The 25,741-nt window shown below is 76.1% G+C and carries 26 protein-coding genes; 11 read left to right on the top strand and 15 right to left on the bottom strand.

Features of this window, described 5'->3' with window-relative positions; genetic code table 11:
• The first annotated feature begins 89 nt into the window (after positions 1–89).
• From E4P43_RS06135 to E4P43_RS06125, 3 genes are read left to right on the top strand one after another with little or no spacing between them, the layout of a single operon-like run.
• Complete coding sequence (locus E4P43_RS06135; protein WP_245158956.1) at positions 90–1,298, top strand: PP2C family protein-serine/threonine phosphatase; 1,209 nt, start codon at positions 90–92, stop codon at positions 1,296–1,298.
• Positions 1,295–2,410, top strand: a complete 1,116-nt coding sequence (locus E4P43_RS06130) for a hypothetical protein (RefSeq protein WP_245158955.1) — start codon at positions 1,295–1,297, stop codon at positions 2,408–2,410. The genes E4P43_RS06135 and E4P43_RS06130 overlap by 4 nt, the downstream gene beginning before the upstream one ends.
• Before the next feature lie 51 nt (positions 2,411–2,461).
• Positions 2,462–3,190: a GAF domain-containing protein gene (locus E4P43_RS06125; protein ID WP_245158954.1), complete on the top strand. Its 729-nt coding sequence runs from the start codon at positions 2,462–2,464 to the stop codon at positions 3,188–3,190.
• A 4-nt stretch (positions 3,191–3,194) separates the two neighbouring features.
• Here E4P43_RS06125 and E4P43_RS06120 read toward each other — a convergent pair whose 3' ends face one another.
• Positions 3,195–3,956: a 5-oxoprolinase subunit PxpA gene (locus tag E4P43_RS06120; RefSeq protein ID WP_135144521.1), complete on the bottom strand. Its 762-nt coding sequence runs from the start codon at positions 3,954–3,956 to the stop codon at positions 3,195–3,197.
• A gap of 123 nt (positions 3,957–4,079) precedes the next feature.
• Here E4P43_RS06120 and E4P43_RS06115 point away from each other — a divergent pair, with 123 nt between their 5' ends.
• Together E4P43_RS06115 and E4P43_RS06110 are read left to right on the top strand one after the other, a co-directional pair.
• On the top strand, positions 4,080–5,198 hold the full coding sequence (locus tag E4P43_RS06115) for a spore photoproduct lyase family protein (RefSeq protein WP_135144543.1): 1,119 nt from the start codon (positions 4,080–4,082) through the stop codon (positions 5,196–5,198).
• 161 nt (positions 5,199–5,359) lie between these two features.
• Positions 5,360–7,000 (top strand): SpoIIE family protein phosphatase, encoded by a 1,641-nt coding sequence (locus E4P43_RS06110; protein ID WP_245158953.1) that lies wholly within the window; start codon positions 5,360–5,362, stop codon positions 6,998–7,000.
• Between the two features lie 9 nt (positions 7,001–7,009).
• Here the strand turns inward: E4P43_RS06110 and E4P43_RS06105 are convergent, their stop codons facing one another.
• The gene (locus E4P43_RS06105) at positions 7,010–7,690 is read right to left on the bottom strand and encodes a DUF6766 family protein (RefSeq protein WP_135144519.1); all 681 of its coding nucleotides are present in this window, start codon (positions 7,688–7,690) and stop codon (positions 7,010–7,012) included.
• An 85-nt stretch (positions 7,691–7,775) separates the two neighbouring features.
• The gene (locus tag E4P43_RS06100) at positions 7,776–8,168 is read right to left on the bottom strand and encodes a hypothetical protein (RefSeq protein ID WP_135144518.1); all 393 of its coding nucleotides are present in this window, start codon (positions 8,166–8,168) and stop codon (positions 7,776–7,778) included.
• Between the two features lie 111 nt (positions 8,169–8,279).
• Between E4P43_RS06100 and crtI the strand changes: the two genes are divergently transcribed.
• A complete protein-coding gene (gene crtI, locus E4P43_RS06095) occupies positions 8,280–9,782 on the top strand; it encodes a phytoene desaturase family protein (RefSeq protein ID WP_135144517.1) in 1,503 nt (500 codons plus the stop codon).
• A gap of 116 nt (positions 9,783–9,898) precedes the next feature.
• Here crtI and E4P43_RS06090 read toward each other — a convergent pair whose 3' ends face one another.
• Together E4P43_RS06090 and E4P43_RS06085 are read right to left on the bottom strand one after the other, a co-directional pair.
• Entirely contained in the window at positions 9,899–10,066 is a 168-nt protein-coding gene (locus E4P43_RS06090) for a DUF3117 domain-containing protein (RefSeq protein ID WP_012947303.1), read from the bottom strand.
• 131 nt (positions 10,067–10,197) lie between these two features.
• Positions 10,198–10,776: a DNA-3-methyladenine glycosylase I gene (locus E4P43_RS06085; protein ID WP_135144516.1), complete on the bottom strand. Its 579-nt coding sequence runs from the start codon at positions 10,774–10,776 to the stop codon at positions 10,198–10,200.
• A 66-nt stretch (positions 10,777–10,842) separates the two neighbouring features.
• Here E4P43_RS06085 and E4P43_RS06080 point away from each other — a divergent pair, with 66 nt between their 5' ends.
• Positions 10,843–12,342 carry a glycosyltransferase family 39 protein gene (locus E4P43_RS06080; protein ID WP_135144515.1) on the top strand — a complete coding sequence of 500 codons (1,500 nt, stop codon included), beginning with the start codon at positions 10,843–10,845 and terminating at the stop codon, positions 12,340–12,342.
• A 1-nt stretch (position 12,343) separates the two neighbouring features.
• Here the strand turns inward: E4P43_RS06080 and E4P43_RS06075 are convergent, their stop codons facing one another.
• The 6 genes from E4P43_RS06075 to dapE form a co-directional block, all read right to left on the bottom strand.
• The gene (locus tag E4P43_RS06075) at positions 12,344–13,246 is read right to left on the bottom strand and encodes a DMT family transporter (protein WP_135144514.1); all 903 of its coding nucleotides are present in this window, start codon (positions 13,244–13,246) and stop codon (positions 12,344–12,346) included.
• Positions 13,247–13,318: 72 nt separating this feature from the next.
• Complete coding sequence (locus E4P43_RS06070) at positions 13,319–14,674, bottom strand: hypothetical protein (protein ID WP_135144513.1); 1,356 nt, start codon at positions 14,672–14,674, stop codon at positions 13,319–13,321.
• Between the two features lie 48 nt (positions 14,675–14,722).
• On the bottom strand, positions 14,723–15,181 hold the full coding sequence (locus E4P43_RS06065; protein WP_135144512.1) for an SRPBCC family protein: 459 nt from the start codon (positions 15,179–15,181) through the stop codon (positions 14,723–14,725).
• Positions 15,174–15,542 (bottom strand): DivIVA domain-containing protein, encoded by a 369-nt coding sequence (locus E4P43_RS06060; RefSeq protein ID WP_135144511.1) that lies wholly within the window; start codon positions 15,540–15,542, stop codon positions 15,174–15,176. Before E4P43_RS06060 ends, E4P43_RS06065 begins: the two co-directional genes overlap by 8 nt.
• Position 15,543: 1 nt before the next feature.
• Positions 15,544–16,380 (bottom strand): TIGR00730 family Rossman fold protein, encoded by an 837-nt coding sequence (locus E4P43_RS06055; protein ID WP_135144510.1) that lies wholly within the window; start codon positions 16,378–16,380, stop codon positions 15,544–15,546.
• 10 nt (positions 16,381–16,390) lie between these two features.
• Positions 16,391–17,503, bottom strand: coding sequence for a succinyl-diaminopimelate desuccinylase (gene dapE / locus E4P43_RS06050; protein WP_135144509.1), 1,113 nt, complete (start codon positions 17,501–17,503; stop codon positions 16,391–16,393).
• A gap of 64 nt (positions 17,504–17,567) precedes the next feature.
• Here dapE and dapD point away from each other — a divergent pair, with 64 nt between their 5' ends.
• From dapD to E4P43_RS06035, 3 genes are all read left to right on the top strand, one after another.
• On the top strand, positions 17,568–18,566 hold the full coding sequence (dapD, locus tag E4P43_RS06045) for a 2,3,4,5-tetrahydropyridine-2,6-dicarboxylate N-succinyltransferase (protein WP_245158952.1): 999 nt from the start codon (positions 17,568–17,570) through the stop codon (positions 18,564–18,566).
• Between the two features lie 70 nt (positions 18,567–18,636).
• Positions 18,637–19,353, top strand: a complete 717-nt coding sequence (locus E4P43_RS06040; protein WP_135144508.1) for a hypothetical protein — start codon at positions 18,637–18,639, stop codon at positions 19,351–19,353.
• A gap of 89 nt (positions 19,354–19,442) precedes the next feature.
• Complete coding sequence (locus E4P43_RS06035; RefSeq protein WP_135144507.1) at positions 19,443–19,955, top strand: hypothetical protein; 513 nt, start codon at positions 19,443–19,445, stop codon at positions 19,953–19,955.
• Positions 19,956–19,967: 12 nt separating this feature from the next.
• On the opposite strand, the gene dapC is transcribed toward E4P43_RS06035, so the two are convergent.
• Together dapC and fdxA are read right to left on the bottom strand one after the other, a co-directional pair.
• Positions 19,968–21,053, bottom strand: coding sequence for a succinyldiaminopimelate transaminase (gene dapC, locus E4P43_RS06030; protein WP_280790936.1), 1,086 nt, complete (start codon positions 21,051–21,053; stop codon positions 19,968–19,970).
• 29 nt (positions 21,054–21,082) lie between these two features.
• Positions 21,083–21,409 carry a ferredoxin gene (fdxA, locus tag E4P43_RS06025; RefSeq protein ID WP_091448234.1) on the bottom strand — a complete coding sequence of 109 codons (327 nt, stop codon included), beginning with the start codon at positions 21,407–21,409 and terminating at the stop codon, positions 21,083–21,085.
• A 186-nt stretch (positions 21,410–21,595) separates the two neighbouring features.
• Between fdxA and E4P43_RS06020 the strand changes: the two genes are divergently transcribed.
• A complete protein-coding gene (locus E4P43_RS06020) occupies positions 21,596–24,448 on the top strand; it encodes an EAL domain-containing protein (RefSeq protein WP_167759081.1) in 2,853 nt (950 codons plus the stop codon).
• On the opposite strand, the gene E4P43_RS06015 is transcribed toward E4P43_RS06020, so the two are convergent.
• The gene (locus tag E4P43_RS06015; protein WP_135144504.1) at positions 24,449–24,850 is read right to left on the bottom strand and encodes a hypothetical protein; all 402 of its coding nucleotides are present in this window, start codon (positions 24,848–24,850) and stop codon (positions 24,449–24,451) included.
• Positions 24,847–25,731, bottom strand: coding sequence for an N-acetyl-1-D-myo-inositol-2-amino-2-deoxy-alpha-D-glucopyranoside deacetylase (mshB, locus tag E4P43_RS06010; RefSeq protein WP_135144503.1), 885 nt, complete (start codon positions 25,729–25,731; stop codon positions 24,847–24,849). The genes E4P43_RS06015 and mshB overlap by 4 nt, the downstream gene beginning before the upstream one ends.
• Between the last annotated feature and the right edge of the window lie 10 nt (positions 25,732–25,741).

The following is a 25,741-nucleotide window of genomic DNA, read 5'->3' as shown; positions in this document are numbered from 1 at the left end:
CGTGCATGGCTCACCCGGCCGCGTGACCTGCGCCTGCTGTCGCCGCCAGAGGGAGCCGGCCAGGCCGGGGGGTGGAATGCTCGGCTGTCGTGACTCCGCCCCACCCCGACGCGCTGGACCCGATGCACGCGCTGCTGCGCGCCTCGCACCACCTGCGCGCCGACCAGCTGGGCACGGCCGTCTCCCGGCTCGCCGCCCGCCTGGGCGCCCACCACGCCGTGGTCTACCTCGCCGACTACGAGCAGCAGTCCCTCGTGCCGCTGGCCGGCTCGGACGTCCCGTCCCGTGCGCCGCTGGACGTCGACGACGCGACCGGGGGTGCCGCCTTCCGGCGGGTGGAGATCGTGCCCGCCGCCACGGGAGGCGGGACGGCGACCACCCTGTGGGTGCCGCTGCTCGACGGCGCGGAGCGGCTCGGGGTCCTGGAGCTCGGCTTCGACGGCGGGCCCCCGTCGGACCGGGGCGAGGAGATCCGGGCGTTCGCCGCCCTGGTGGCCGAGCTGTGCGTCACGCGCGACGCGTACAGCGACGTCCTCACCCGGCTGCGGCGGAACCGGCCGATGAGCATCGCCGCGGAGATCCAGTGGGAGCTGGTCCCGCCGCTGACCTTCGGCACCGACCGCATCGTCATCGCCGCCGCGCTGGAGCCGTCGTACGAGATCGGCGGCGACACGTTCGACTACGCCGTCAACGGCCCGGTCGCCGACCTCATGGTGCTCGACGCAGTGGGGCACGGCCTGCCCGCCGCTCTCCTGTCCACGGTCGCCGTGGGCGCCTACCGCTCCGGCCGGCGCGCGGGGCTTCCCCTGCCGGAGATCTCCGCGCGCATGGACCAGGCGATTAGGGAGCAGTTCGCCGCGAGCCAGTTCGCCACCGCGCTGCTGGCGCGGCTGGACCTGGACACCGGCCGGTTCAGCTGGGTCAACGCCGGGCACCCCGCGCCGCTGGTGGTGCGCGACGGGGAGCTCCTCCCCCCGCACCCCTGCCGGTCCTCGCTGCCCCTGGGGCTGCAGCCCGGCCCCGCGCACGAGTGCTCGGTCCAGCTCGGGCCGGGCGACCGGATCCTGCTCTACACCGACGGCATCGTCGAGGCCCGGTCCCCCGAGGGGGCGTTCTTCGGCGAGGACCGGCTGGCCGACTTCGTGGTCCGCGCCGAGGCAGCCGGGGACCCCCCGCCGGAGACGCTCCGCCGGCTGATGCGCAGCGTCATGGACCACCAGTCCGGCCAGCTGCAGGACGACGCGTCGATCGTGCTGGTCGAGTGGCGCACCGGCCGCGAGGAGCAGCTGCGGCTGTGAGCGCCCAGGACGTCCCGCTGGACGAGAGGGAAGAGGACGAGGTGGCCCAGGCCGTCGCACCGGTGGTCGTGGTCGGGCTGGTCGCCGCACCCGGCGCGCCCGCCGAGCTGGCGCACGGGCTGGCCGACGAGCTCGCCGCCGAGCTGGCCCGCCGGCACCCGGAGGTCACCTGGCAGGTGCAGACCGTCGAGGACGGGCTGGTCCAGCCGCCCGCCGACGACGCCGAGCTGGTGGCCGCCACCCGCGAGCGGCTGCTGGGAGCCGACTGGGACCTGGCGCTGTGCCTCACCGACGTGCCGTTGGAGGTCGACCGCCGCCCGGTGACCGGCCACGCCAGCCCGCTGCACGGCGTCGGCGTGCTGTCCCTGCCGGCGCTCGGCGCGGTCGGCCGCCGCCGGCGAGCGCTGGAGACCGCCATCGGCCTGGTGCAGGCCCTGGTCAGCGACGGCGGCGACGACCCCGACGACCCCGACGACCGCGCGGACCTCGGCCGGAGGCTGCGGCAGCTCGCCACGGACCCGGCCGGCTCCACCGACGGCGTGCGCTTCACCGCGCGGGTCCTGTCGGGCAACCTGCGGCTGCTCAGCGGCATGGTGCGGGCGAACCGTCCGTGGCGGCTGGCGATCCGGCTCTCCCGCGCGCTGACCGCGGCCATCGCCGCCGGGGTCTTCGCCCTGGTCACCGCCGACATCTGGCGGCTGGCCGACGCCTTCGGCTGGCTGCGCCTGCTGCTGGTCGGCATCGGCTCGGTCGTCGCCATCGCCGTGACGCTCATCGTCGGTGCGGAGATGTGGGAGCGGCCGCGGTCGCGCCGGGTGCGCAAGCAGGTGGTGCTGTTCAACATCGCGACGGCGGCCACCGTCACGATCGGTGTCCTGTGCCTGTACCTGGCGCTGTTCGTGCTGGCGCTGCTCGGCGGCCTGTTCCTCGTGGTCGAGCCGCTGTTCAGCGAGGGCCTGGGGCACCCGGCCCGCTTCTCCGACTACCTGGAGCTGGCCTGGCTCACCTGCTCCCTGGCGACGGTCGGCGGTGCGCTGGGAGCCGGTCTGGAGAGCGACGAGACCGTGCGGGAGGCCGCGTACACGTACCGGCCGGAGCGGTCGGGCCCCTGACGGGGTGACGCCACGACGTGTGGCGCGCGATCCGGCGCGGGACACTCGGGTGTGGCCATCTCCGATCGCTTCGCCGCCGCGCTCTCGCAGGCGGCCGAGGCGGGACCGACCGGCCCGGAGCTGCTGCCGGTGCGGCTGAGCCGCGCCGTCGCCTCCGCCCTCGGCGTGGACGCCGCCGGTCTCGGCATGGTCGACGCGCTCGGGCGCTGGCTGCCCCTCGGGGCCAGCGCGGACGCGGCGAGCACCGCCGAGCGGGTGCAGTTCACCGCGGGCGAGGGCCCGTGCCGGACGGCGCGGAGCACCGGCCAGCCCGTGCTGGCCGTCGAGGAGGAGCTGCGACGGCGCTGGCCGGCCTTCACCGAGCGGCTCCTCGCGGTCACCCCGTACCGCGCCGTCATCGCGCTGCCGCTGGGCCCCGCACCCTGGGGCCAGGGCGCGCTGGACCTCTACCTCCGCTCCGGCGCTCGGGTCGCCGAGGTCGACGCCTTCGCCGCCACCGCCGTCGGCGAGCTGGTGAGCGCGGCGCTGAGCGACGCCACCGTCTGGGCCACGTGGCCTCCCGGGGAGGACCCGGCCTGGCTGCGCGGGCCGGTCACGCGCGACCGCACGCGGGTGTGGGAGGCGATGGGCCGGGTGTGCATGGACCTCGACGTCCCCACGGAGGAGGCGCTGGCCCTGCTGCGCTCGGCCGCCTCGGCCGCCGGCCGCACCGTGGACGACGTCGCCGCCGACGTGCTGGCGGGGCGCCGGGTGGCGGCGGACCTGCGCGCCGCGGGCTGACCGCTCAGCGGGCGAACGGGCGCACCGCGAGGCCGGCCGACTCCAGCGCCGCCCGCACCGACCGGGCGAGCCCGACGGCGCCCGGGGTGTCGCCGTGCACGCACACCGAACCCACGGCCACCGGCACGGTGCTGCCGTCGACGGCCACGACACGGCCCTCGGTCGCCATGCGCACCGCCCGCTCGGCGACCTCCGCCGGGTCGTGCACCAGCGCGCCCGGCGCGCTGCGGGGCACGAGCGTGCCGTCCGGGGTGTAGCCGCGGTCGGCGAAGCCCTCGGCGACGGTGGGCAGGCCCGCCCCGGCCGCGAGCCGCAGCAGCGCCGACCCCGGCAGGCCGAGGACCGGCAGCGCGGGGTCGTAGGCGTGCACGGCCTCCACGACCGCCCGCGCCTGCCGCTCGTGGTGCACCAGTGCGTTGTAGAGCGCCCCGTGCGGCTTGACGTAGGAGACCCGGCCGCCGGCGGTCCGCGCGATGCCGTCCAGCGCGGCGAGCTGGTAGAGCACGTCGGCGGCCAGCTCCACGGGGTCGGCGTCCACGAAGCGCCGCCCGAACCCGGCCAGGTCCCGGTAGGCGACCTGCGCACCGACCGAGACGCCGCCCGCGACCGCCGCGGCGGTCACCCGGCGCATGGTCAGCGGGTCACCGGCGTGGAACCCGCAGGCGACGTTGGCGCTGCTGACGACCTGCAGCAGCGCGTCGTCGTCGCCGAGCCGCCACACCCCGAAGCCCTCGCCGAGGTCGGCGTTCAGGTCGATGCTGGTCACCGGCGCATCCTCGCACCGGGCGGGCGGCCCCTCGACCACGCCGCGTCCCCCTCGGGACCTGGCGTGCAGCCCCGACGCGCGTGCGGCCGGAATGCCCGGGCCGGCAACGGCGCTGCACAGGGCATGGCCGCCGCCGAGCCGCTCACCCTCTTCGACGTCGGGCCCCCGCCCACGCCGATGCGCCCGAACCGGCTCCTCCAGGTCCGGCGGATCTACGCCGAGCCCGCGGCCGCCGACTCACCGCGGGGCCGCCAGGTCCTCGGCCGCTTCCCCGGCGCCGAGGTGGTCGAGGTGCCCTCGCACTGGCAGATCCCCGAGCTGCACGGCAACGCGGGCAACGTCGACCGCTGGGTGCGCGTCAAGACCGAGACCCTGGTCCTCGGGGTCCGGAAGGGCCTGGCCACCCGCCCGAACGGCCGCTCCGCGGACTTCATCGCGCCCGGCCCGTCCAACGGCTGCGCGATGGCCTGCGCCTACTGCTACGTGCCCAGGCGCAAGGGCTTCGCCAACCCGATCACCGTCTTCACCAACATCGAGCAGATCACCGCGCACCTGCGCCGGCACGTCGCCCGCCAGGGGCCCAAGACCGAGCCGAACCAGTGCGACCCGGACAGCTGGGTCTACGACATCGGCGAGAACGGCGACTGCTCGGTCGACGCGCTGGTGAGCGACAACGTCGCCGACCTGGTGGCGACGTTCCGGGACCTGCCGACCGCCAAGGCCTCCTTCGCCACCAAGTACGTCAACCGGCAGCTGCTCGAGCTCGACCCCGCCGGGCGCACCCGGGTCCGGTTCTCGGTCATGCCCGACGACGACGCCCGCGTGCTCGACGTGCGCACCAGCCGGGTGGCCGAGCGGATCGCGGCCGTGGACGACTTCGTCGAGGCCGGCTACGAGGTCCACCTCAACCTCTCCCCCGTCGTGCTCCGCGAGGGCTGGGAGGAGGCGTGGACGGACCTGCTCCGGCACCTGGACGACGTCCTCTCGCCGGCCGCCAAGGCCCAGGCGGCCGCCGAGGTGATCATGCTGACCCACAACGAGGCCCTGCACGAGGTCAACCTCGGCTGGCACCCGGCGGCGGAGGACCTGCTCTGGCGGCCGGACCTGCAGGAGCCCAAGCGCAGCCAGAACGGCCAGGACAACGTGCGGTACCGGGCGGGTGCCAAGCGGGCGGCGCTGGCCCGGCTCCAGGGGCTGGTCCGGGACCACGCCCCATGGCTCCGGGTGCGCTACGCGTTCTGACCGACAGGTCGGCACGGCGCCGTGTCGACATGACCACATATCGACGAATCGTGTTCAGCCCCTCACCGCGCGTATGAGAAGGTGAGGTTGCCGCCGGTCCGACCAGCCGGGGCAGGGGGAAGTCGGTCTCAGGGGGACGTGTGCCGGACAACACCGCGGGGGTGAGTGCCCGGACCCTGCTGGCGGCACTTCCCGACACGGTGGTCGTCGCCGACGGCGAGGGCCGCATCGCCTACGTGAGCCCGTCGGTGCAGAGCCTGCTCGGCTACGACGCGGCGACGCTCACGGGTCGCCCCCTGCAGGTGCTCATGCCCGAGCGGCTCCGCCGCGGCCACAGCGAGGGCTTCTCCCGCTACCGCGCCACCGGTGAGGGCAAGCTGGTCGGTGCCACCACGCAGGTGCCGGCCCTGCACGCGGCCGGCCACGAGGTGCCGGTCGACCTGACCCTCTCCCGCCTCACGCCGTCGGTCGACGACGAGCCGGGCGACGCCCTCGTGGTCGCCGTCCTCCGCGACGCGAGCACGACGATCCTCCTGGAGCGGCAGTTCGAGGTCAGTCGCTACCTGGCCGCCACCCTGCGGGTCACCGCCGCGCTCACCGAGGCCGCCGACGCCGACGTCGCCTTCCACCAGCTGCTGCCGACCCTCTGCACCGAGCTCGACTGGGACGCGGCGCTCCTCTGGCAGGCCGACGCCGACCGCGGCCGGCTGCGGCACGCCGGCACCTGGACCGCTCCGGACGCCGACGTCCCCGCGCTGACCGCCGACGCCACCCAGCGCCTCTTCCGCCGCGGGGAGGGGCTTCCCGGGCAGGCGTGGAAGAACCGTGTCCCGGTCGTGGTGGAGGACCTCGCCAGCAACCCGGCGGTCGTGCGCAGAGCCGCGATCCGGTCCGACGGCCTGAGCACCGGGGTCGCCTTCCCGGTGCTGCGGGGCGAGACCGTCCTGGCCGTCTGCGAGCTGTTCTCGACGGCGCTGCGCCCGGTGCCACCCGAGCTGCTGGAGGTCCTCGCGCACGCCGGCCGTCAGATCGGGCAGTTCCTGGACCGCCTCCGGGCCGAGTCCGCGGTCCGCGAGCTGGCCGACACCCTGCAGCGCAGCCTGCTGCCCTCGCACCTGCCGGTCATCCCGGGGCTGCAGCTCGCCGCCCGGTACCGCCCGGGGGCCGACGCCGCCCTGGTGGGCGGCGACACCTACGACGTGACCCCGCTGCCGGATGGGCGCTGGATGGTGCTGATCGCCGACGTCTGCGGCACGGGGGCCGAGGCCGCTGCCGTCACCGCCGTCACCCGGCACACCGCCCGCGCCGCCGCCGCGGCCGGGAGCCCGGCCGAGATCCTCGCGGCGGTCAACGCCGCCCTCCTGCAGCAGCAGGGCGAGGCGCCGCTGCGCTTCGTGACCGCCTGCTGCCTCGTCCTCGAACCGACCGGCGCCGGGCACCGCGCCACCCTCAGCGTCGCCGGCCACCCGCTGCCGGTGCTGCGCTGCCCGGACGGGCACGCCTCGGAGGTCGGCGCCGCCGGCCGGCCGCTGGGCATCGACCCGGACGTGCGCTTCACCGAGACCGAGCTGGCCCTCCCCGCGGGGTCGACGCTGGTCCTCTACACCGACGGGGTCACCGAGGCGCGGGACGACGCCGGCCGCCAGTTCGGCGAGGACGCGCTGCTGCGGGTGGTCGCCGGCGCCCCCCTCGACGCCGAGGCGACGGTGGGTGCGGTCGCGGCCGCCGTGGAGCAGCATCTGGCCGGCTCCCGGCACGAGCACGACGACCTCGCCGTCCTGGCGCTCACCGTCCCGCGCTGAGCCCCCGGCTCAGCCGGTCTCGCCGGTGTCCGCGTGCGCCGCGCCCACCGGCTTGGACTCCGGCGAGCCGCGCTGCCGGAGGTAGACGGTGAAGACGACGAACGACCCGACGGCCAGCATCTCCGACTGCCAGTTCTGGAAGGTCCGCTCCCAGAAGTCGGCCTTGCCGAGGTAGCCCGGCCAGCTCACCGGGTCGGCCAGCGACATCAGCTGCTGGTTGTTGAACTCCGCCCAGCCCGCCACGGACGACGCGGCCCAGGTGAGCAGGAACAGGGTGCCCATCAGCACCCCGAGGGAGCGCGAGTACACCGCCGTTCGCCAGCCCCCGGCCCGGACCCACGGCGGCGAGTCCTCGTGCGCGGCGGTACCCACCATCTGCTCGCGGTCGTCCTCCGGGCCGGCCTGCCGCGGCTCCTTGGACTCCGCGGAGCCGCGCTGCACCAGCCAGACGGTGGCGAAGACGTAGAGGAAGAACTGCAGGTACTCCGACTGCCAGTTCTCCATCACCGCGACACCGAACGACGACGAGCTGACGTAGCGCAGCACGGAGACCTGCTCCATCCCCTCGGCCAGCCGCTCGTCGTTGTACGCGGCGGCGCCCGCGAGCGCCTGGCCGACGAGCGAGAGCAGGAAGAGCGCGCCGAAGGCCAGGCTCAGCCCGTTCTCCTTGAGGGTCCGCACCGCGCTCACCGGCCCAGCAGGCCGAGCGCGGTGCAGTAGACGATGCCCAGCGCGATGACCACCAGGTAGGCGACGTACACGGCGCGGACGTTCCTCACGACCCCTCCAGGCGGCAGTCGTAGGGCGCCTCGGCACCGGTCGGGCGGCAGGCGCCGGCGACGACCCGCCACCCCTCGCGGGTCCGGGTCAGGAAGAGCGTGTCGTCGGCCAGCCGCACCTGCGCCTCGTCCCCCCAGACCTCGACCGCGGTGACCCGCCCGCTGCCCAGCGGCAGCTCCGGCAGCGCGACCTCGCAGCCGGCCTGCTCGTCCTCCTCCAGGGCCTGCCGGGTGCTCTCGGCCAGGAGCTCGCACCGGGCCCCGGGGGCCGCGTCGGCGAACGTGGCAGCCACCGACCGCACCCCGTCGTCGTCGACCGCGCCGCACCCGGCGAGCACGGCGACCGCACCGGCCGCCGCGCAGACGCCCCGCCACCGCCGCGTGGACACAGCGCGCACCTCCCTCATCGCTGGACCGGCTACCCGGCATCCCCCGGGCGACACCTGCGGTCGCCCGGGCGGGCGACCGGTGCCACCGGCACCCGTGGCTACGGTGGGCACGTGGCGCGGGTGGTGGTCGTGGGCGCAGGGCTCGGCGGCCTGGCCACCGCGGCCCGGCTGGCCGCCGCGGGGCATGCGGTGACGGTGCTCGAGCAGGCGGCCGGGATCGGCGGGAAGCTGGGCCGGCTCGACGTCGACGGCCACTCCTTCGACACCGGCCCCAGCCTGGTCACGCTGCCGCAGGTGCTGCGCGACCTGTTCGCCGCCACCGGCGCCCGCCTCGAGGACAGCGTCGACCTGGTCCGGCTCGACCCGGCGGTGGCCTACCGGTTCGCCGACGGCACCCGGCTGTCCGTGCCCGGCCGGGCCGAGGAGGTGCCACGGGCGCTCGACGAGGCGCTCGGCGACGGCGCGGGCCGCCAGTGGGACGCCCTGATGGAGCGGGCCGCGGCCATGTGGCGGATCAGCGAGGGGCCGTTCCTGCGCTCCCCGCTGGCCGGGGCCGCGACCCTGGCCCGGCTCGCCCGCCGCCCGTCCGACGTCGCCACGGTCGCCCCCTGGCAGTCGCTGCGCGGTCTCGGCCGCCAGCACCTGAGGCACCCGCACCTGCGCACGCTCCTCGACCGCTACGCCACCTACTCCGGCTCCGACCCGCGGCGTGCGCCGGCGGTGCTCGCGACCGTCCCGTACGCCGAGCAGGCCTTCGGCTCCTGGTACGTGCGCGGCGGGCTGCACGAGCTGGCCCGGGCCGTCCTCGACCGGGCCGTCGCGCACGGCGCCGTCCCCCGCACCGGGTGCGCGGTCGACCGGATGCTGGTCGAGGGCGGGCGGGCGAGCGGCGTGCAGCTGGCCGACGGCGAGCGGGTGCCGGCCGACGTCGTCGTCTCCGGGGTCGACGCGGCCGCCCTCCACGGCCGGCTGCTGCCGGACGACCGGCGGACCCGCGGCGTGCGGCGGGACCTGGGCCGGGCGACGCCGTCGCTGTCCGGCGTCGTCCTCATGCTGGCGCTGCGCGGCCGCACGCCCGGGCTGGCCCACCACACCGTCCTGTTCCCCGACGACTACGACGCCGAGTTCGACGCGGTGTTCGGCGTCGGCCGGCACGCGGGGCGCCCCGTGCCGGTGGCGGACCCGACCGTGTACGTCAGCGCGCCCGCGGACCCGGCGCTGGTGCCGGACGAGGACAGCGAGTCCTGGTTCGTGCTCGTCAACGCGCCCCGGCACGACCCGGAGGGTGGCGTGGACTGGGACTCCCCCGGTCTCGCCGACCGGTACGCCGACGAGGTGCTGGGCGTCATGGCCCGCCGCGGTCTCGACGTGCGGCAGCGCATCCGGCGGCGCGTGGTGCGAACGCCTGCCGACCTCGAGCGCGACACCGGCAGCGTGGGCGGCTCGATCTACGGGTCCTCGAGCAACGGCAGCCGGGCCGCCTTCCTGCGGCCGTCCAACGCCTCGCCCGTCCCCGGGCTCTTCCTGGTCGGCGGCTCGGCGCACCCCGGCGGCGGGCTGCCGCTGGTGACCCTCTCGGCGGAGATCGTCGCGGGCCTCGTCGGCCCGCCCTGACGCCCTGGCCCCGCCGGGGCGGGCAGGACGAGGAGCGGCCCCGGTCGCCGGCGGGTGCCGGCGGCCGGGGCCGCGTCTCGTCTGCGGGCGGGCCGCCCGGGGGCAGCCCGCGAAGGTCAGCTGGTGGCGCCCTTCAGGGCCTCCGACAGCGCCGCCGCCTCGTCGGGCGACAGCTCGACGACCAGGCGACCGCCACCTTCCAGCGGTACCCGCATGACCAGGCCGCGCCCTTCCTTGGTGACCTCGAGGGGACCTTCACCCGTGCGCGGCTTCATGGCCGCCATGCGTGCCTCCTTCGCCAGCCGCACGACTGCCGGGGCAGGCGCGCGGTGTCCGATGCTGTGAGCTCCGCACCAATGATCCCGTATGACGACGATCCGTCCAACATGAGGCCCAGGAGGCCACGCTTTCGGGCTCACTCCGCGCCCGGGTGCGTGCCCTCCGGCTGCGCCCGGAAGCAGCCGGCGACGTGGTCGTCGACCATCCCGGTGGCCTGCATGAGCGCGTACGCCGTGGTCGGGCCGACGAAGACGAACCCCCGCCGCTTGAGCCCGCGGGCCATCGCGACCGACTCGGGGCTGGTCGCCGGCACGTCGGCGAGCGTGGCCGGCCGGGGCTGCGGCCCGGTCGGTGCGAAGGACCAGAGCAGCTCCGACAGGCCCTCCGGCAGCCGCTGGGCGGCCCGGGCGTTGCCGATCGCGGCACGCACCTTGGCCCGGTTCCGGACGATGCCGGCGTCGGCCATCAGCCGCTCCTCGTCCTCGGCGGTGAACTCGGCGACCGCGTCGATCGCGAAGCCGGCGAACGCCGCCCGGAACGCCGGCCGCTTCCGCAGGATGGTGATCCACGAGAGGCCGGACTGGAACGCCTCGAGGCAGAGCCGCTCGAAGAGGGCGTCGTCCCCGCGCAGCTGCCTCCCCCACTCCTCGTCGTGGTACGCGACGTACTCCGGTGCGCTGGTCGCCCAGCCGCAGCGTGATCTCTCCGGCTCCACGGGGCAGACGCTAGCGGCGGCGACCGACACCGCACCGCGGCCGGCGGAGCCGCTAGCGTCCGCCGCGTGAGCACCGTCGCCGGGACCGACCGCGGTACGGGCGCGCGCCCGGCCCTCGCCACCCGCCCGCTGCTGGCGCTGGCCGCCGCCCTCGCCGGCGTGCTGCTCGCCGTCGCCGGGCGGTACGGCCACCACCGCGACGAGCTCTACTTCCTCCGGGCCGGCCGGGAGCCGGCGCTCGGCTACGTCGACAACCCCCCGCTCACCCCTCTGGTCGCGCGCCTGGCCGACGAGCTCGCGCCCGGCTCGCTCGTGGCGCTGCGCACCCCCTCGGCGCTGGCGGCCGCGCTGGTCGTCGTGCTGACCGGGCTTATCGCCCGCGAGCTCGGCGCCGGGCGGGCCGGTCAGCTGCTCGCCGCCGCCGGGATGGCCGTCTCCGCGGTCCTGCTCCTCGTGGGCCACCTCCTGTCGACGACCACCTTCGACCTGCTGGCCTGGACCGCGCTGTCGTGGCTGCTGGTCCGCTCGCTGCGCGACGGCGGCTGGACCTGGCTGCTCACCGGGGCCACGGCCGGGCTCGCCCTGCAGAACAAGGTCCAGCCGGCCTTCCTGGTCGGTGCCGTCGTGCTCGGTGTCCTGGCGGTCGGTCCGCGGTCCGCGCTGCGGTCGCCGTGGCCGTGGCTCGCCGGCCTCCTGGCGCTCGCCGTGTGGGCGCCCAACCTGGCCTGGCAGGCCGCCCACGGCTGGCCGCAGCTCGAGCTCGCCGAGGCCATCGCGGCGGGCAGCTCGGGGACCAGCGAGCCCTGGTACCTGTTCCTCCCGTTCCAGCTGGTCCTCGTCAGCCCCGTCCTCGTCCCGGTCTGGGCGGCCGGGTGGTGGCGGCTGCTGCGGGACCCGGCGCTGCGGACCTGGCGGGCCTTCGCCGTCGCCTACGCCGTGCTGGCGGTTCTCTTCCTGCTGACCGGCGGCAAGCCGTACTACCTCGCCGGCCTCTACCCGCTGCTGCTGGCCGCCGGCGCCGAGCCGGCCCTGGCGTGGGTGCGGCGGCGGCGCGCACGGCGCAGGGCCCTGCCGTACGCCCTCGCGCTCGGCCTCGTGGTGAACGCCGTGCTCATGCTGCCGCTGCTGCCCGTCGACCGGCTCGGGCGCACCCCCGTGCCCGACCTCAACTACGACGCCGCCGAGACCGTCGGCTGGCCGCGGTTCGCGGCGACCGTGGCGCGTGCGCGGGACCAGCTGCCCGCCGGGGCGCGGGTCGTGGTGCTCACCGGCAACTACGGGGAGGCCGGCGCCGTCGACCGGTTCGCCCCGGCGCTGGGCCCGGCCTACAGCGGGCACAACTCCTACGGGGAGTGGGGGCCGCCGCCGGAGGACGCCCACGCCGCGGTGGTCGTGGGCATCCCCCGGGCCGACCTGGAGCGCTGGTTCGGCTCGGTGACCCGGGCGGGGCGCATCGACAACGGCGTGGGCCTGGACAACGAGGAGCAGGGCGAGCCCGTGTGGGTCGCGACCGACCGGCAGGTGACGTGGGCCGAGATCTGGCCGGAGCTGCGCCGGCTGGGCTGACTCAGCGCGCGGCGGCGTCGACCGCCTCGACCTCGGCCCGGGGGGCGGCTCCCCCGCGACCGGTGGCCAGCACGCAGCCGGCCAGCACCAGCGGCAGCCCCAGGGCGATGCCCAGGGTGAACGGCTCGTCGAGCAGCCACACGCCCAGCAGGACGGCGACCGCCGGGTTGACGAAGGTGATGACCAGCGCGCGCTGCGGGCCGACCTCCCGGATGAGCGCGAAGAACAGCGTCAGCGCCACCGCGGTGCAGAGCACGCCGAGCAGGACCAGGGAGAGCACGGCGTCGGACGACGCGTCGGCCACCTGCCCGAGCCGGGGGACGGCGAAGGGCGCGTACACGACCGCGGTCAGGAACAGCGCGACGGAGCTGGCCGCCACCCCCGGGACGTCGGGGAGCGCCCGGGAGACCACCATGGGGGCCGTCGCGTAGCCGACGACCACCAGGGCCACGGCGAGCAGCGGCAGCAGCTGGGCGCCCTCCAGGTCCAGGCCCAGCAGCACCGCGATCCCGACGACACCGATCGCCATCCCGAGCAGCCGGGAGCGGGTCAGCCGGTCCTCCTCCCCCGCCACCCGCGCTGCCAGCGCGGCGGCGAACGGCACGCCGGCCACCAGCAGCCCGGTGAGCGAGCTGGACAGCGACTGCTCGGCCCAGGAGAGCAGCAGCCACGGGGCGGTCATCTCCAGGACCGTGAACAGCAGCAGCGGCTTCCAGTGCCGCAGCGCCGGGCGCAGCTGGCCGCGCGCGATGGTCCAGGGCAGCAGCAGCGCGGCGCCGACGACGCAGCGGGCGAACACCACCACGACCGGCGACACCTCGCCCACGGCCACCTTGATCAGCAGGTAGGGCACGCCCCAGATAACCGACATCGCCACGAACAGCGCCCAGCCCCGGCGGCTCACGCCCGCACCTCCGTCGTCCTCGCCCCGATCCGCACGCCGACATCGTCGCCTACGGCCGGACGCGGCCGGCGGTCACCACTCCAGGCGGAGGCCGACCTCCAGCACCAGGGCGCAGACGACCCCGCCGGCCAGCCAGAAGCGACGGTGGCGCGCCGGCAGGAAGGCGGTGGCCACGAGCACCCACACCTCGAACGGCAGCCAGATGCGCTCGGTCTCGCCACGGACCACCCCGGTGAGGTCGCTGACCAGCACCCCGGCGAGGGCGCCGAGGGGGAGCACCGCGAGGCGGGCCCGCCGGAGGGCGCCCAGCCCCGCGACGGCCGCCGGGCCCACCGCCAGGATCCCGGCCGCCACGTTGGCCCAGACGAAGTAGCTCCACGGGCGGTTGGTCAGGGCCTGGCCCGTCGCCAGCCGGGCGTCGGTCGCGGCCAGACCGTCGAACCACCAGTAGCCGGCGACCGCGAAGAGGGCGACCACCACGAGGGTCCCCGCCGCCCCGAGCAGCAGCACCCGCAGCACCCGTCCCCAGCCGATCTCGCGGTGCCGGACGACGACCACCGCCGCCGCCAGCGGGGCCAGCGCGGCCAGGCCGAAGGACAGGAACAGCCCGAGCCCCAGCAGCAGGCCACCCGCGAGCGCGGCGACGTCCCGCCGTCGCCCCGGCCCGCCGGCGGCGCCCACCGCCACCAGCGCGATGCCCCACGCGCTGACCAGCGTGAAGAACCCGTCGGCGCTGGTGGCGACGAACAGCGCGGTGGGCGCCAGGACGACGAAGGGGGCGACCACGCGGGCGGCGGCCTCGTCGGCGACCGCCCGCACCCCGACGAGCACGGCGGGGACGGCGAGCGCACCGCCGGCGATGCAGAGCGCGGCGGCCCAGCCCAGCCCGCCCAGACCCGCGCGGTCCAGCAGCACGAAAACGAGCAGCGCGCCCGCCGGGTGGCCCCCGACGTGCGCGGTCCACGGGTCGGCGGAGTCCGGCGGCACCGAGTCGAGGAAGGTGGGGAGGAACGAGCCCAGCGACTCCACCTTGGGCACGTCGTTCGGGTACTCGTAGACCGAGCCCAGCGGCTCGGTGAGCCGGCCCCAGCCGCTGGTCAGGGCCAGTGCCACCGCCCAGACGGCGGCTGCGGCCGCCGACCCCCACAGCAGGTGCCGCCAGCGGAGGCGGGCGGCCCAGGAGGGGCCCCAGAGAACGCCGGCCGCGCCGACGACGACCGGCATCAGCACCCGTGGGGTGAGGACCACGTCGGGGGTGCCCCGCATGACGGCGCTGCCCAGGAGCCGGAGGTCCGTGCCGGTCTCCTCGAGCCGCTGCCCCACGAGGTGGACGACGGTCACGAACAGCGCGGCACCGGCCACGGCGAGTACCGGTCCCCAGGTGCGCCGCCGGGTCGACGGCTCGGTCAGGGGGTGGTCCGTGAGCACTGTGCGGAGCCTAGGAGCGCCGGTCCCCCGGCGCCTGCCGGGACGGCGTCAGGCGGGGTACGTGCGGGCGAACTCGGCGAAGCGGCGCAGCGACCGCCGGATCCCCAGGAGCGCGAACGGCCTGACCAGCGCCCACCCGGCCACGCCGAGGTAGCCGTAGGGCAGGTAGAGCCGCTCGGTCCAGACGAAGGTCGAGTGCTCGCCGCGCGGCTCGATCTCGAAGATGCCGGGGCCGCGCACCAGCCGGCCGGTGTGCTGCACCTCCACCAGCCGCGGCGGCTCCCACTTCATGATCACCATCGTGTCGAGCAGCCCGACGTGCCGGCCACCGGGCAGCGGGATCCCGGTGCGCGCGGCCAGCCGGCCGCCGAACCCCTGCGCCGGCCCGGCCACGGTGCGGACGTCGGTGGCCAGCATCCACTCGCCCTGCCGCGCCCAGTCGGTCAGCGCCGCCCACACCTGCTCGGGCGGTGCGTCGACGTCGATCCGTTCCACCAGCTCAGGCATCGCGGGTCGCTCCTCGTTCGGTGGGCTCGGCGCCCGGGTCGGTCGGGATGTCCTGCTCGGCCCGCGCCGCGAGCTCTGCCCGCAGGTCGGCGATCTCGGCGTCGCGGTCGTCCAGGGCCCGGGCGAGCTGGTCCAGCAGCCAGTCCACCTCGGCCATCCGGTAGCCCCGGACGGTCACGGTCATGCGCAGGGCGTGGACGTCGGCCGCGGTGACCGCCCGGTCCTCGGGCAGCTCCACCGGGGAGCGGTCGGTGTCCGCCGGCGGCTGGGACTCGCCCCGGCCCAGGAGCAGCGAGGCCACCAGGAACAGGACCCCGCCCACCAGCAGGACGGCGAGGACGAAGACGACGAACGAGAGCACGTCAGGCGTCGGACGGGCCGGCGGCCGCCGGCGGGCGCCCGCCGGCACCGTTGTCGCCGGCAGCCCGCGCGGCGTCGGCCGCCCGGATGACGGCGACCGCCTCCTCGACGTCGTCGGTGACGGTGACGAGGTCCAGGTCGCCGGGGCTCACGGTCCCCTCGGCCACCATGCGGTCCCGGATCCAGTCCACCAGGCCCGACCAGTACTCGCTGCCGACGAGGATGACCGGGAAGCGGGTGACCTTGCGGGTCTGCACCAGGGTCAGCGCCTCGAACAGCTCGTCGAGGGTGCCGAAGCCGCCGGGCAGGATCACGAACGCCTGCGCGTACTTCACGAACATCGTCTTGCGCACGAAGAAGTAGCGGAACGAGATGCCGACGTCGACCCACTCGTTGAGCTCCTGCTCGAAGGGCAGCTCGATGCCCAGGCCGACCGACATCCCCCCGGCCTCGTGGGCGCCGCGGTTGGCCGCCTCCATCGCGCCGGGGCCGCCGCCGGTGATCACCGCGTAGCCGGCGTCGACCAGCGCCTTGCCGAGCGCGACCCCGGTGGCGTAGTGCGGGTGGTCCCGCGGGGTGCGGGCGCTGCCGAAGACGCTGACCGCCCGGGGCAGCTCGGCCAGCAGGCCGAACCCCTCGACGAACTCCGACGTGATCCGCATGACCCGCCACGGGTCGGTGTGCACCCAGTCGGCGGGCCCGCGGCGGTCCAGCAGCCGCTGGTCGGTGGTGCTCCCCTGGTTCCCGGGGTCGGGCTCCCCGCCGCGGAGCATGACCGGCCCCCGGTGACGGGTCGGGCGCGGCTTGCGGCCGTCGGGGTTCTCGGGCGTGGTGGTCATGCGGCGCTCCTCAGCGGGTCGGCGTCGACAGGTAGGCGGTCAGCGCGTCGACGGCCGGCTGCAGCCGGTCGACGACGACGTGCTCCTCGCGGGTGTGCGCCAGCTGCGGGTCGCCGGGGCCGTAGTTGACCGCCGGGATGCCGAACGCGGCGAACCGGGCGACGTCGGTCCAGCCGAGCTTGGCGCGCGCCGGCCGGCCGACGGCCTCGATGAACGCCGCCGCGGCGGGCTCGCCGAGGCCGGGCAGCGCGCCCCCGGCGTTGTCGACGACGGTGAGCGTCGCCCCGGCCGCGACCGCCTCGGCGAACACCTCGCGGACGTGCGCCTCGGCGGCGTCCTCGTCTCGGTCGGGGGCGTAGCGGAAGTTCACCGTCAGGGACGCCTCGTCGGGGATGACGTTGCCGGCCACCCCTCCGGAGATCCCGACCGCGTTGAGACCCTCGCGGTAGCGGCAGCCGTCGATCTCGACCTCGCGAGGGCGGTAGGCCGCGAGGGCGCCCAGGGCGCCGGCCAGCGCGTGGACCGCGTTCTCCCCGAGCCAGCTGCGCGCGCTGTGCGCCCGGCGGCCCCGCGTCTCCAGCACCGCGCGCAGCGTCCCCTGGCAGCCGGCCTCGATCTCGCCGTCGGTGGGCTCCAGCAGGATCGCCAGGTCGCCGTACAGCCACCCGCGCCGCTCGCGGGCCACCCGGCCGAGGCCGTTCTTCACCGCCTCGACCTCCTCGTTGTCGTAGAAGACGAACGTGAGGTCGTGCGCGGGCGCGGCACCGGGGACGCCGAAGGTCGCGGCCAGCCGCAGCATCACCGCGTCCCCGGCCTTCATGTCGCTGGTGCCGCACCCGTAGAGCCGTCCGGTCGCCTCGTCCAGCCGGCTGGGCAGGTTGTCCGCGATCGGCACGGTGTCCAGGTGGCCGGCGAGCACCACCCGGGTCGGCCGGTCGAGGTTCGTGCGGGCCAGGACGGCGTCACCGACGCGCTCCACCTCGAGGCCGCCCAGGGCCCGCAGCGCCGCCTCGACCGCGTCGGCCAGCGCCGTCTCGCTGCCGGAGACCGAGGGCGCGTCGACCAGCGCGCGGGTGAGCGAGAGGACGTCGGCGGAGAGATCGAGCTCGGGCGGGGTGCTCACGACCGCCGAGCCTAGAAGGCCCTGACCGCCACCGCCGGGGTGGCCGATCGGTAGCGTTCCCGCCGTGACCGACGCTGCCCCTGACGCTGCCCCCGTCGCCGTGCCCGTCTCGGCATCCGCCGCCGGACTGGCGACCGTCACCCCCTCCGGCACGGTGCTCGACACCTGGTACCCCGAGCCCCGCCTCGGCGCCCCCGCCGGTGCCGCCTCGGGCACCACCCGGCTCGGGGCGCTGGAGCTCTCCGGTGAGCTCGGTCCCGACTACGGCGGCCTGGTGCGCACCGACCAGGCGCGCGGCGTGGAGGTCATCGCGGTGCGCACCGTCATCGCGGACCTGTCCGCGCCCGCGGTGGACACCCACGACGTCTGGCTGCGGCTGCACCTGCTGTCCCACCGGCTGATCCAGCCGCACCAGGCGAACCTGACCGGCATCTTCGGCCTGCTGACCAACGTGGCCTGGACCAGCGCCGGACCGGTCGAGGCCGCCGGTTTCAACGCCCACAAGCTGCGCGCCGCCGTCGGGCACCTGACCGTCTTCGGCGTCGACAAGTTCCCGCGCATGGTCGACTACGTCATCCCCTCCGGCGTGCGCATCGCCGACGGCGACCGCGTGCGCCTGGGCGCCCACCTCGCCGAGGGCACGACGGTCATGCACGAGGGCTTCGTGAACTTCAACGCCGGCACGCTGGGCCCCTCCATGGTCGAGGGCCGGATCAGCGCCGGCGTGGTGGTGGGCGCGGACAGCGACATCGGCGGCAGCGCCTCGATCATGGGCACGCTGTCCGGCGGCGGCACCGAGGTGATCTCGATCGGCAGCGGCTGCCTCCTCGGCGCCAACTCCGGCATCGGCATCTCGCTCGGCGACGGCTGCGTCGTCGAGGCCGGCTGCTACGTCACCGCCGGGTCGCGGATCACGCTCCCGGACGGCTCGGTGGTGAAGGGCAAGGAGCTCTCCGGCCGCAACGGGCTGCTGTTCCGGCGCAACAGCGTCAGCGGTGCGCTCGAGGCGCTGCCCCGCGAGGGCACCTGGGGCGAGCTGAACGCCGACCTGCACGCCAACTAGCGCGGCGGCCTCGCCGGGGTGACCTCGGGCACCCCGGCGATCCCAGGTCCGGCGCCTACCCTCGGGGACGATGACCAGCCCCCGCACCGCGACGCACCCGGCCGCCGGCCGGGCCCGCACCGGTACGCGACCGAAGCGGTCCACCGGTCGCGGCCCGGCCCGGCGCGGGAGCGCGCGGCGGAGCACCGCCCGCCGCGGCCCGGCCCGGCGGCGCCCGGCCGGGGGCCCCGGCACGCGGGGACGCGCGCCCGGCGGCCTGACCGGCGTCGCCCGCTGGTGGCCGGCGCTGCTCGTCGCGGCCGCCCTGTTCGCGGGGGTGGCCTGGGGCACCGAGAGGCAGGCCCCGGACATCCCGGCGGCCGGCACCTGCACGGTCCCCGACGGCTCGGTCACCGTCACCGCCGAGCAGGCCGGCAACGCCGCCACGATCGCGCAGGTCGGCTGGGACCGCGGGCTGCCCGAGCGTGCCGTCGTCATCGCGCTCGCGACCGCCCAGCAGGAGTCCCGGCTGCGCAACCTCGACTACGGGGACCGCGACTCGCTCGGGCTGTTCCAGCAGCGCCCCTCCCAGGGCTGGGGCAGCGAGCTGGAGGTGCGCGACCCGGTCTACGCCGCCGGCCAGTTCTACGACCGGCTGGTCACCATCCCCGGCTGGGAGGCCGGCCGGCTCACCGAGATGGCCCAGGCCGTCCAGCGCTCCGGGTTCCCGGAGCTGTACCAGCAGTGGGAGCCCATGGCCCAGCAGCTGACGACCGCGCTCGCCACCGACACCCTCGAGTGCGCCTGATCCAATTGCGCACGTTCTAGTCCCCCCTCCCGGGGGACCCGAGGTGCGAGGTGCTCAACCACCGAGACGGGCGCACCGACAACCGGTCCATGACGATCGCGTCCGACGAGTTCCCCCAGGCGGCCCCCGCCGCGGCCGCCGCCCCCGCGGTCGCCGACATGCCGGTGCTCCTCCCCACCCGTGAGGCCCTGCTCGAGCGGATCGGTGACCAGCTCCCCGGCTCCGCCGAGCAGCCCGTGACCCTCCTGGTGATCGGCCTGCTGCGCCGCGACGACGGCTGGCCGACCCCGCACACCACGCTGACCCAGGTGACCAGCCTGCTCGCCCGCTCCGTGCGGGGCGACGACTGGCTGGGCGCCTCCGGCGCCGCCGAGTTCGGCATCGTCCTCGCCGGCCCGGCCGAGACGGCCCAGATCGTCGGCGCCCGGCTGGTGGCGGCCGTCGACGCCCTCGGCATCCCCGGGCTGTCGGCCTCGGCGGGCATCGCGCCGCTGACGCCGGAGCTGACCGCCGGCGAGGTGTTCCGGCGGGCCACGCTCAGCCTGACCGCCGCCCGGCGCGTGGGCGCCGGCACCGTCATCCGGTACCGCGAGCCGGTCTGAGGAGGGCCCGGCCTAGGCCAGGCGCTCGACCGCCGCGTCGATCCGCTCGTCGGTGGCGGTGAGCGCCAGCCGCACGTGCCGGGACCCCGCGGGGCCGTAGAAGCTCCCCGGGGCGGCGACGATGCCGAGCCCCGCGAGCCGGTCGATGGTGGCCCAGCAGTCCTCGTCACGGGTGGCCCACAGGTACAGGCCGGCCTCGGAGTGGTCGACCCGCATGCCCGCGCCGAGCACGGCGGCCTTCAGCCGGTCGCGGCGGGCGCGGTAGCGCTCCCGCTGGGCGTCCACGTGGGCGTCGTCGGCCAGGGCGGCGGCCATGGCGGCCTGCACCGGGGCCGGCACCAGCAGCCCCAGGTGCCGGCGCACCTCCCAGACGCGGCGCACCAGCGCCGGGTCGCCGGAGAGCAGCCCGCCCCGGTACCCGGCGGCGCTGGACTGCTTCGACAGGGAGTGCACGGCCAGCAGGCCGGTGTGGTCCGGGCCCGCGACCGCGGGGTGCAGGACCGACCGGGGCTCCACGTCCCAGCCGAGGGTGATGTAGCACTCGTCGGCGACGACGGGGACCCCGTGCGCCCGGCCCCACTCGACCCAGGCCCGCAGCTCGTCGTCCCGGAGCACCCGCCCGTGCGGGTTGCCCGGGGAGTTCAACCAGACCAGGGAGACCCCGGCCCCGTCGGCCGGCGGGGTGTCGCAGCGGCGCACGGCCAGCCCGGCCAGCACCGCCCCCACCTCGTAGGTGGGGTAGGCGATCTCCGGCAGGAGCACGGTGGTGGCACCACCCTGCAGGCCCAGGAGCGTGGGCAGCAGGGCGACGAGCTCCTTGGAGCCCACCGTCGGGATCACGGAGGGCTCGGCGCCGGAGGGGTCGGCTGCGTCGACGCCCAGGCGTCGGCGCAGCCAGCCGGCCGCCGCGGCGCGCAGGTCGGCCGTGCCCAGCGCGGTCGGGTAGCCCGGCGCGTCAGCAGCGGCCGCGAGGGCCTCCCGCAGCACCGGCGGGGTGCTGTCGACCGGGGTCCCGATGGACAGGTCGACCACCCCGCCGGGGTGCTGCGCGGCTCGCGCCCGCGCCCCGGCGAGGGAGTCCCAGGGGAAGTCCGGCAGCGCGCGGGGCGCGCCGGGGCCCGGAGCGGTCAGTGACCTTCGCCCTGGGGCGGCAGGGCGGCGACCAGCGGGTGGTCCTTGCCGACCTTCCCGGTCTTGGCGGCGCCGCCGGGGCTGCCCAGGTCGGAGAAGAACTCCACGTTGGCGTTGTAGAAGTCCTTCCACTTGTCCGGGACGTCGTCCTCGTAGTAGATGGCCTCCACGGGGCAGACCGGCTCGCAGGCACCGCAGTCCACGCACTCGTCGGGGTGGATGTAGAGCATCCGGTCGCCCTCGTAGATGCAGTCCACCGGACACTCGTCGATGCACGCCTTGTCGAGAACGTCGACGCAGGCCTGGGTGATGACGTAGGTCACGGGGTTCCCTCCCGGGGACGTTCGGCGGCGCCCACGGCCGGGGACCGGGGCGCCAGATGCGCACCAAGTATCACCTGCCAGGTCACCGGGCGTTCGACGGGTCACCCGCCGAGGGCCGCTCCCCCCTTTCGGGGTGGGTCCAAAGTCCCTGCTCAAGACTCGGCGGGATCGGCCGATCTTGACGACGTGCCCGAGCAGAGGACGCACCGAGAGGCTGCGCCGCGACCCACGTCGCCGGCGTCGCCCTACGACGCCCAGGCCGCGCTCGCGAGCCTGCTGAGCCGGCTGCGCGCGTCCTCGGGTGCCACCCGGGTGTCGGTCTGGGTGCACGAGGCCACCACCGACCTCCTGGTGCCCTTCCGGCAGGCCGTCTGCCCGGGCGCCGACCAGGGTCCCGGGCACCCCGCGCTGGTCACCCCCGCGCTGCTGTCGGACTCCCCCTTCCTCGCCGCCGTCGTGCGCACCCGCCAGGCCGTCACCGGCCGCGCGGACGGCCGGCGCTCGACCGACCGGCAGCTGGCCGAGGTCGGCATCCGGTCCGCCCACGGCGAGCCGCTGCTGCTGGACGGCCAGGTCGTCGGCGTCCTCACCGTCGAGCCCGCCGCCGCAGCCGCCCCGCACCTGCTCCGGCAGGTCGCCCCGAAGCTCGCCGCCGCCGTCTCCGAGGCGTGGGCGCGCCGGTCCCAGCAACGCCGCCTCGACCAGGCGGCCGTGCTGCTCGGGCTGATCGAGACCGCCGCGCAGGCCCAGTCGCTGGACCACCTGCTCAGCTCCGCCTGCCGCCAGCTCGCCGAGCTGGGCGAGGTCGAGCGCGCCTGCATCTTCCTGCTGGAGGACGGGCGGCTGGTCCCGAGCATGGCTGCCTACGCCGACGGCCGGCGCGATCTGGCCACCTGGCAGCAGTTCCGCAACGCCCCCGTCTCCCTGCCGCTCGCCGAGACCGTGCTCCGGACCGGTGAGCCGATGACCGCCGACCGCAGCAGCGGGCTGGTCTCCGGCTGGTGGGTGGACTCCTTCCACATCGCCTCGGCGCTCGCGGTCCCCCTCGGCCGCAGCCCCGAGCTCGCCGGGGTGCTCACGCTGGACAGCACGCACGTGCGGCCCTTCTCCGAGGACGTGCGCCGGCTCGCCGGGGCCGCCGGCGCGCACCTCGGCAGCGTCATCGAGCAGGCCCGCACCAGCCAGGCGCGCGCGGCCTCCCTGAGCACCGCCCGCGTCGTCCGGCAGCTCCTGGTCGACGGCTCCGGCGCCACCGGTGTCGGCGAGGCCGCCGAGGTGGTGGCCCGTGCCGTGCAGCGGCTGGCCGGCACGTCCCGCAGCGCCGCCTACCTCGTCGACGCCGAGGACCGGCTGGTCGAGGTGCGCCACGTGGACTGGGCCGACGACCACAAGGCGGTCATCCAGCGGCAGCTCGTCGGTCGCCGGGGCAGCGACATCCCCCTGTGGCGGCTCAGCGCCGAGCAGAAGACCCCGGTCTTCGTCGAGGACACCGCCACCAGCGACCTCCTGGACCCCCGCCTCTGCCGGGCCCTGGACCTCGCCTCCTACATCAGCGTGCCGCTGATCTCCGGTGACCGGCTGCGCGGCCTCGTCGTCACCGGCGCCGTCGGCGCCGCACGCTCCTGGGCCCCCGCGGTGCGCGACGCCGTGCGGCAGGTGACCCTCGAGGGCTCGCTCGTCGTCGAGAACGCCGAGCTGCGGGCCGCCGAGCAGCTGCGGCTGGCCCAGCTGGCCACCGAGGCGCACGCCGACCCCCTCACCGGCCTGGCCAACCGCCGCCGGTTCATCGAGGAGGTCGAGGCCACCGTCTACGGCGCCGGCGACCGCAGCTGCGCCCTGCTGATGATCGACCTGGACCGGTTCAAGGAGATCAACGACAGCTTCGGGCACAGCGTCGGAGACGACCTGCTCTGCCTGGTCGGCCCGCGCCTCCAGCAGGCGCTGCGTCCCGGAGACCTGCTCGCGCGGATGGGTGGCGACGAGTTCGCCGTCCTGCTCCCCGACGCCGACGCCGCGCGGGCCCGCGAGGTGGGCGAGGCGCTCGGCGCCGCGCTCCGCGACGCCTTCGTCCTCGACGGGATGCCCCTGCACGTCGACGCCAGCATCGGCATCGCCCTGTGCCCGGACCACGGCCGGGACCGCTCGCTGCTGCTGGCCCGGGCCGACACCGCGATGTACGCGGCCAAGCGGGGCCGGCACGGCTACGAGGTGTGGGCGCCCGACGGCACCCCCGCCACCCGTGACCGGCTGGAGACGCTGGAGCAGCTGCGCACCGCGCTGGACGACGACCAGCTGACCACGCACTACCAGCCCAAGCTCGACCTGCGCACCGGCCGCGTCACGGGCCTGGAGGCGCTGGTCCGCTGGAACCACCCCACCCGCGGCATGCTCTACCCGGACGTCTTCCTGCCGCTGGCCGAGCAGGCCGGCCTGATGCGCCGCCTGGCCCTGCGGGTGCTGGAGCGCTCGCTGCGCGACCTCCAGGGCTGGCGGGCGCACGGGCACGACCTGTCCGTGGCGGTGAACCTGTCGGTGTCCAACCTCCAGGACGTCGCCCTGCCGGAGCAGGTCGCGATGCTGCTGGACGCCTTCGCCGTGCCGGCCGACGCCCTGGTCCTCGAGATCACCGAGGACGTGCTGATGGCCGACGCCGCCCGCAGCCAGCAGGTCATGGCCGGGCTGCGGCGCCTGGGCGTCCGGCTGTCGGTCGACGACTACGGCACCGGCTACTCGTCGCTGTCCTACCTCCGCGCCCTGCCGGTGGACGAGCTGAAGCTGGACCGCAGCTTCGTCACCCACCTGACGACCGACACCCGCGCGGCCGCGATCGTGCGCAGCACGCTGCAGCTCAGCCGCGACCTGGGCATGAGCATGGTCGTCGAGGGCGTCGAGGACTCCGCCTCCCTGGCCGCGCTCCGCGAGTGGGGCTGCGACGTGGCGCAGGGGTACCACATCTCCCGGCCGATGCCGGCCGAGCGCGTGCTGGGCTGGCTCGAGGCGCAGCGGGCGCCCGCCGCCGCACCGGGCGCCCAGCGCTGATCAGCCGGCCGGCGAGCCGCGCCGTCCCGGCGGCGCCGCGGCCGGGCCCAGGGCGGTGCCGACCGCGAACGCCGCGGCCAGCAGGCCCAGCCCCAGGAAGACCAGGTTCACCCAGCTGTTGGTGATGACCAGGTCGCCCTCGGGCCGGCGGCCCATCGCCGCCACCGCGACGACCAGCCACACCACGGCCGGCAGCGCCGCGACGACCCGCGAGCCGGAGACCCGCAGCGCCGCCCGGACCAGCAGCAGGTTGCCGACGACGGCGGCCAGGACCGACACGGGCACCGGCACGCCGCCCACCCGCAGCGGCAGCCAGAACACCTCCACGACCGCCAGCCACGCGGAGACCGCGACGGTGCACAGGCCCCAGCCGGCCGCGGCCGCCGCCGAGCGCGGCGTCACGGGAGACCGGCGAACAGGTCGCGCTCCCGGTCCCCCGGGTCCCCGCCCCGCTCCCCGCGGACCAGCTGGAAGAACTCGGTGCCGCGGACCAGCTGGCCGAGGTCGTTGGAGAGCGCGAAGAAGCCCTCCCGCACGGTGACCTGGGTGGCGTGGGCACGCAGGGCGGCGCTCTTGCGCCCGGTGAGCCCCTCGGCGTCGACCTCCGTCGTCACCTCGTCGTCGTCGACCACGAAGGGCGCGTGCTCGATCGCGGCCGACGGGAGGAACGGGACCCGCTCCCCGGCGGCCGCCAGCGCGTCGTCGCTCTCGCGGACGGCGGTCCGGGGCAGGCGGCACCAGTAGACCTTGGCGACGTCCCACGGCGCGCCCAGCTCCGGCCGGTAGCCGGGGTCGGCGGCGGCGTCGACGGCGCGCATGGCGACCCGGTGCGCCTGGATGTGGTCGGGGTGCCCGTAGCCCCCGTCGGGGTCGTAGGTGACGACGACCTGGGGGCGCACGTCGCGGACGACCGCCACCGCGTGCGCCACCGCCTCGTCGAGGTCGGCGTTCCAGAACGCCCGGGGCCGCTCGTTCGCGGGCGTGCCGACCATCCCGGAGTCGCGGTAGCGCCCCGCTCCCCCGAGGAACCGGATGTCGCCGACGCCCAGCTCGGCCATCGCCGCGCGCAGCTCGGCGATGCGGTAGCCGCCGAGCTGGTCGGCCTGGTCGGCGGCCAGCTGCGCCAGCTCCGGGACGAGGATCTCGCCCTCCTCCCCCAGGGTGCAGGTGAGCAGGGTGACGTGGGCGCCCTCGGCCACGTAGCGGGCCATCGTGGCGCCGGTGGTGATGCTCTCGTCGTCCGGGTGGGCGTGGACGAGCAGGAGCCGGCGGGTGGCGATCACGCCCCGATCC

It is taken from the genome of Blastococcus sp. TF02A-35 (genome assembly GCF_004571075.1).
Taxonomy (GTDB): domain Bacteria; phylum Actinomycetota; class Actinomycetes; order Mycobacteriales; family Geodermatophilaceae; genus Blastococcus.
This window is presented reverse-complemented; position numbering and strand designations above follow the sequence as displayed.

Coding starts and splice junctions, on each gene's coding strand:
- E4P43_RS06115 (WP_135144543.1), top strand. CDS start 4,080: ATGGCCGCCGCCGAGCCGCTCACCCTCTTCGACGTCGGGCCCCCGCCC.
- E4P43_RS06055 (WP_135144510.1), bottom strand. CDS start 16,380: ATGACCACCACGCCCGAGAACCCCGACGGCCGCAAGCCGCGCCCGACC.
- E4P43_RS06090 (WP_012947303.1), bottom strand. CDS start 10,066: ATGGCGGCCATGAAGCCGCGCACGGGTGAAGGTCCCCTCGAGGTCACC.
- E4P43_RS06065 (WP_135144512.1), bottom strand. CDS start 15,181: ATGCCTGAGCTGGTGGAACGGATCGACGTCGACGCACCGCCCGAGCAG.
- E4P43_RS06040 (WP_135144508.1), top strand. CDS start 18,637: ATGACCAGCCCCCGCACCGCGACGCACCCGGCCGCCGGCCGGGCCCGC.
- E4P43_RS06035 (WP_135144507.1), top strand. CDS start 19,443: ATGACGATCGCGTCCGACGAGTTCCCCCAGGCGGCCCCCGCCGCGGCC.